This is a genomic window from Candidatus Eremiobacteraceae bacterium (assembly GCA_035314825.1).
Lineage (GTDB): Bacteria > Vulcanimicrobiota > Vulcanimicrobiia > Eremiobacterales > Eremiobacteraceae > JAFAHD01.
Genome location: DATFYX010000054.1, coordinates 1 through 4,113 on the forward strand (window position 1 = coordinate 1; position 4,113 = coordinate 4,113).

The 4,113-nt window shown below is 67.8% G+C and carries 5 protein-coding genes; 4 read left to right on the plus strand and 1 reads right to left on the minus strand.

What is annotated here, in order from left to right; all coding sequences use genetic code 11:
• Positions 1 to 362: hypothetical protein (locus VKF82_07120; protein HME81832.1), on the minus strand; the 362-nt coding region annotated here is incomplete at its 3' end.
• 187 nt (positions 363 to 549) lie between these two features.
• Here VKF82_07120 and pyrR point away from each other — a divergent pair.
• The 4 genes from pyrR to VKF82_07140 form a co-directional block, all read left to right on the plus strand.
• Positions 550 to 1,104, plus strand: a complete 555-nt coding sequence (gene pyrR, locus VKF82_07125; GenBank protein HME81833.1) for a bifunctional pyr operon transcriptional regulator/uracil phosphoribosyltransferase PyrR — start codon at positions 550 to 552, stop codon at positions 1,102 to 1,104.
• Complete coding sequence (locus tag VKF82_07130) at positions 1,101 to 2,039, plus strand: aspartate carbamoyltransferase catalytic subunit (GenBank protein ID HME81834.1); 939 nt, start codon at positions 1,101 to 1,103, stop codon at positions 2,037 to 2,039. Before pyrR ends, VKF82_07130 begins: the two co-directional genes overlap by 4 nt.
• Complete coding sequence (locus VKF82_07135) at positions 2,036 to 3,412, plus strand: dihydroorotase (protein HME81835.1); 1,377 nt, start codon at positions 2,036 to 2,038, stop codon at positions 3,410 to 3,412. Before VKF82_07130 ends, VKF82_07135 begins: the two co-directional genes overlap by 4 nt.
• The coding region (locus VKF82_07140; GenBank protein ID HME81836.1) for a carbamoyl-phosphate synthase domain-containing protein at positions 3,409 to 4,113 on the plus strand (705 nt) is incomplete at its 3' end. The genes VKF82_07135 and VKF82_07140, both read left to right, overlap by 4 nt.

The following is a 4,113-nucleotide window of genomic DNA, read 5'->3' on the forward strand; positions in this document are numbered from 1 at the left end:
AACTGTCCGAGGCCCGGCACGTTGCCGAAGTTTTGATTGCCGCTGGGTGCCTGCCACGTCGAACCGTTCTGCCACGCGGGGGCATTGTTCACGAACTGATATACCTCGTTGCGTGGTCCGATGACACATAATCCGCTCGCGTTGCCGCCGGCAGACCAATCGAGCCGAACGCTGCCGTTCGACTCCCAGATCTGGTTGATGCCGACGTTGGACGGATTGGTCCCGGGATATGTCTGGACTACCCGATTGCGGCACGCGTTCGTTTGGGCGTCCGTGGCGCCCAGGGACGGCCGCGGCGCCGTTGCACAAGCGACGACGAGGAGGGCGGCGACTCCTATCAGGAGCGGTTTTCGAGAACTCACCTCAGTAGATCTCCCTTCGAGAGGATCGGTGCGTCTTCTGCGCTTTTCTATGCTCTATAGTATAGCGTACCCATTACTAACGTGGAAACGCGTCGAAAACGAGCGGCCAGGCAGGCCCGAATACGCCTAGCCAAGAATACCCAAGTCCGGCTCGTGCACCATTAACGCGAAAGGGCTGGAGACCAGAGTGAGGACGACGCGGGACGACACGCTGCAGGAAAAGCGCGTCGTGCTTTCTGCTGCGCAGCTGCAGCGCACGATCGAGCGCCTGGCCCAGCAGATCATCGAACCCAACGGCGCCTCGGACAATCTGCTGCTGATCGGGATCCGCAAAGGCGGCGAGAACCTAGTCCGCCGCATCCATGCCGAGATCAAGCGCCGCACCGGCGTCGACGTCGCCATCGGATTCCTCAACATCAATCTGTACCGCGACGACGCCGCCCAGCGCGAGATGCCTGAAAGCGACATCGCGGACGACGTCGCCGGCAAAGAAGTCGTCATCGTCGACGACGTGCTCTTCACCGGCCGCACGATCCGCAGCGCGCTCGACGCGATCACCGACATGGGGCGGCCGCAAGCCGCCCGGTTGTGCGTGCTCGTCGACCGCGGCCTGCGCGAGCTGCCGATCCAAGCCGATTATTGCGGGCGCTTCGTGCCCACGTCGCGCGTCGAGCACATCGCCGTCGAGCTGCATGGGACGGCCAACGACGCCGATCGCGTCGTCCTGTACGGACCCAAATGACGAGTCCGGCGCATTTCCTCGACCTCGACGACGTCCAACGGCCGGCACTCGAGGCGTTGATCGTGCGCGCCCACGCGTTCAAGAAGGGCGTCCCCGACGCGGGCGTGCGCTTGCGCGGACGCACCATCCTCGGCATGTTCTTCGAGCCCAGCACGCGCACCGCGAACTCGTTCGCGCTCGCGGCGCAGCAGCTCGGCGCGCACTGGCTCGCGTTCGACACCGGCGGATCGTCGATGTCCAAAGGCGAGACGCTCGAGGACACGGCGCGCACGATCGCCGCGCTCGGCGCCGATGCGATCGTGGTGCGCCATCAAGAGAGCGGATTTCCGCACGCGCTCGCGCGCTACTTCTCCGGCGCGGTCATCAACGCCGGTGACGGCTGGCACGCGCATCCGACGCAGGGCGTGCTCGATGCGATGACGCTCGTCGAAGAGCTCGGCAGTTTGGAAGGCCGACGCTTCGTGATCGCGGGCGACATCCGCCACAGTCGCGTGGCTCGCTCGTCCGCACGCGCGCTTTGGCTGCTCGGCGCGCGCGTGACGCTGTGCGGCCCGCCGCTGCTGCTGACGCTTTCGGCCCCGGGGTGGGGCTTCGCCGATCTGGCGACCGATCTCGACGCGTGCTTGCCGACCGCCGATGCGCTCATGCTGCTGCGCATTCAAAAGGAAAGAGGCGACGCAAGTGAGCTGCCGCCGTTCGAGGACATCGCCACGGGTTATGGGCTGACGCCGGCTCGGCTCGCCAAACTGCCGCCGCACGCCGTCATCATGCACCCTGGACCGGTCAACCGCGGGTTGGAGATCGCCGATGAGCTGGTCACGCATCCGCGCAGCCGCATCGAGCGTCAGGTGGCCAATGGGGTCTACGCGCGCATGGCGGTGCTTGAACGAGTGCTGCGCGGTCTTGAGCGGCCGCTCGCGGGGCGCGCCCGATGAGCCTCATGCTTAAGGCCGAAAACCGCGACTTCGTGGGCGCGCGTGTCGTCGATCCGGTGCTCGGTCTCGACGCGATACGCACCATCGTCGTGCGCAACGGCGTCGTCACCGCACTGCTCGACCGCGCGCCCTCAGCCGCCGATCCGCACACCGAGCGCGTCGATTGCGCGGGCATGGTGCTCTGCCCCGGCTTCATCGATCCGCATGTCCACGTGCGCGAGCCCGGCGAGACCCATAAGGAAACGCTCAAGACCGCGCTTGCGGCCGCTGCCGCCGGCGGCTTCAGCGCGGTTGCGGCGATGCCGAACACGCGCCCGGCGATGGACGACGCGGCTAAAGTGACCCGCCTCATCGGCGACGCGGCCGCCATGCGCAGCGTGCGCTGCTATCCCATCGGGGCGGTCACAAGAGGAAGAGAAGGAGAAGCGCTCGCAGCGCTGCGCTCGATGGCGGCTGCAGGCGCGGTCGCGTTCTCAGACGACGGCAACGCCACCAAGTCCCTCAAGACCCTCTACCACGCCGCCAAGCTCATCGCCGACCTGCCGCAACCGATGTTGTCGCACTGCGAAGACCCGAGCTTCGCCGATGCGCTCATGCACGAGGGCGAGGTGAGCGACCTCTTAGGCGTGCCCGGCTCGCCGGCGCTCGCCGAAGCGGCGATCGCCGCACGCGATCTGCTCGTCGCACAGGCGACGGGCAAAGCGTGGCATCTGTGCCACGTCAGCACTCGAATGACGCTGGACGTTTTCCGCTGGGCGCGCAGCGCCGGCGTGCGTGTGACCGCCGAAGTCACGCCGCACCACCTGCAATGCACGCACGAGCTGCTGCTCAATTTCAACGCGGCGATGCGCGTCAATCCGCCGCTGCGCACCGCCGCCGACGTCGCCGCGCTGCGCAAGGCCGTGCTCGACGGCACGGTCACCATCTTCGCCAGCGATCACGCCCCGCACGCGACGGCGGAGAAAGAGCCGCCGCTCTCCCACGCCTGCGTCGGCTTCTCGGGGCTCGAGACCGCCGTGGCCGCTACGTTCGACGCACTGCCCGACGCGCCGCTCAAGACGATGGTGGGGAATTTCTCCAGCAATGTCGCCGCACTGCTCAACGTCCGCGGCGGCACGTTAGCGGTCGGCGCGCCGGCCGACATCACCGGTCTGTATCTCGACAGGCCGTGGACGGTGGAACCAAGCAACTTCCGCTCGCTGGGCAAAGTCACGCCGTTCGCCGGGCGCACGTTCAAGGTGCGGCCCGCGCTCACCGTGGTCGGCGGCGCGATCGTCTATCGGCTCGCCGATGAGCCGCGCGCCGGCGCGAGCGAAGCGCGCCAGCCGGCGCGCACTACGCCCGAACTGGCCGCCAAGGAACGGCGCACGTGAGGCGGCCGGCGCTCCTGCTGCTCGCCGACGGCGCGGCGTACGAAGGCGCCGCGGTCGGACCGGACGGCACCGCCTTGGGAGAGGCGGTGTTCTTCACCGGCGTGACCGGCTATGAAGAGGCGCTGACCGATCCCTCGTACGCAGGGCAGATCATCGTGTTCTGCTACCCGCTCATCGGCAACTACGGCGTCGACCCCGGCGTCAGGCAACACGCGACGATCTGCTGTGCGGGCGCGGTGTTCAAACGCCTGAGCAAGCATCCCAGCCACTATCGCAGCAGCGGCCGGCTCGACGAGTGGATGGCGGCGAGCGGCGTGCGCGGCATCGAAGGCGTGGACACGCGCGCGCTGGTCATACGCCTGCGCGAGGCGGGAACGATGGCGTCGGTGCTCGCGCTCGGCGACGAGGCCATCAGGCATGCGCCCGCGGCGCTGCAACGCTATCTTTCCGCGCCACCGACGACGCCGCAGCTCGTCCGCGCCGTCGAGAGCGGCAGCCAGCTCGACCGCCACGGCGGCAAGGTGCGCGTCGCGCTGCTCGACTGCGGCGCTAAAGAGAACATCGCGGACTGCTTGGCGGCGGCAGGCGCGGAGGTCATCGAAGCGCCGTTCGATGCGTCGTTCGAGGACTTGCTCAAGTTGAAGCCGGACGGCTTGGTGGTGAGCAACGGTCCCGGTGATCCGGCCGAGCTGACCGGCGTC

What these genes read in the sequence shown, in the direction of transcription:
- VKF82_07135 (HME81835.1), top strand. Translation starts at nt 2,036, where the DNA reads ATGAGCCTCATGCTTAAGGCCGAAAACCGCGACTTCGTGGGCGCGCGT.
- VKF82_07130 (HME81834.1), top strand. Translation starts at nt 1,101, where the DNA reads ATGACGAGTCCGGCGCATTTCCTCGACCTCGACGACGTCCAACGGCCG.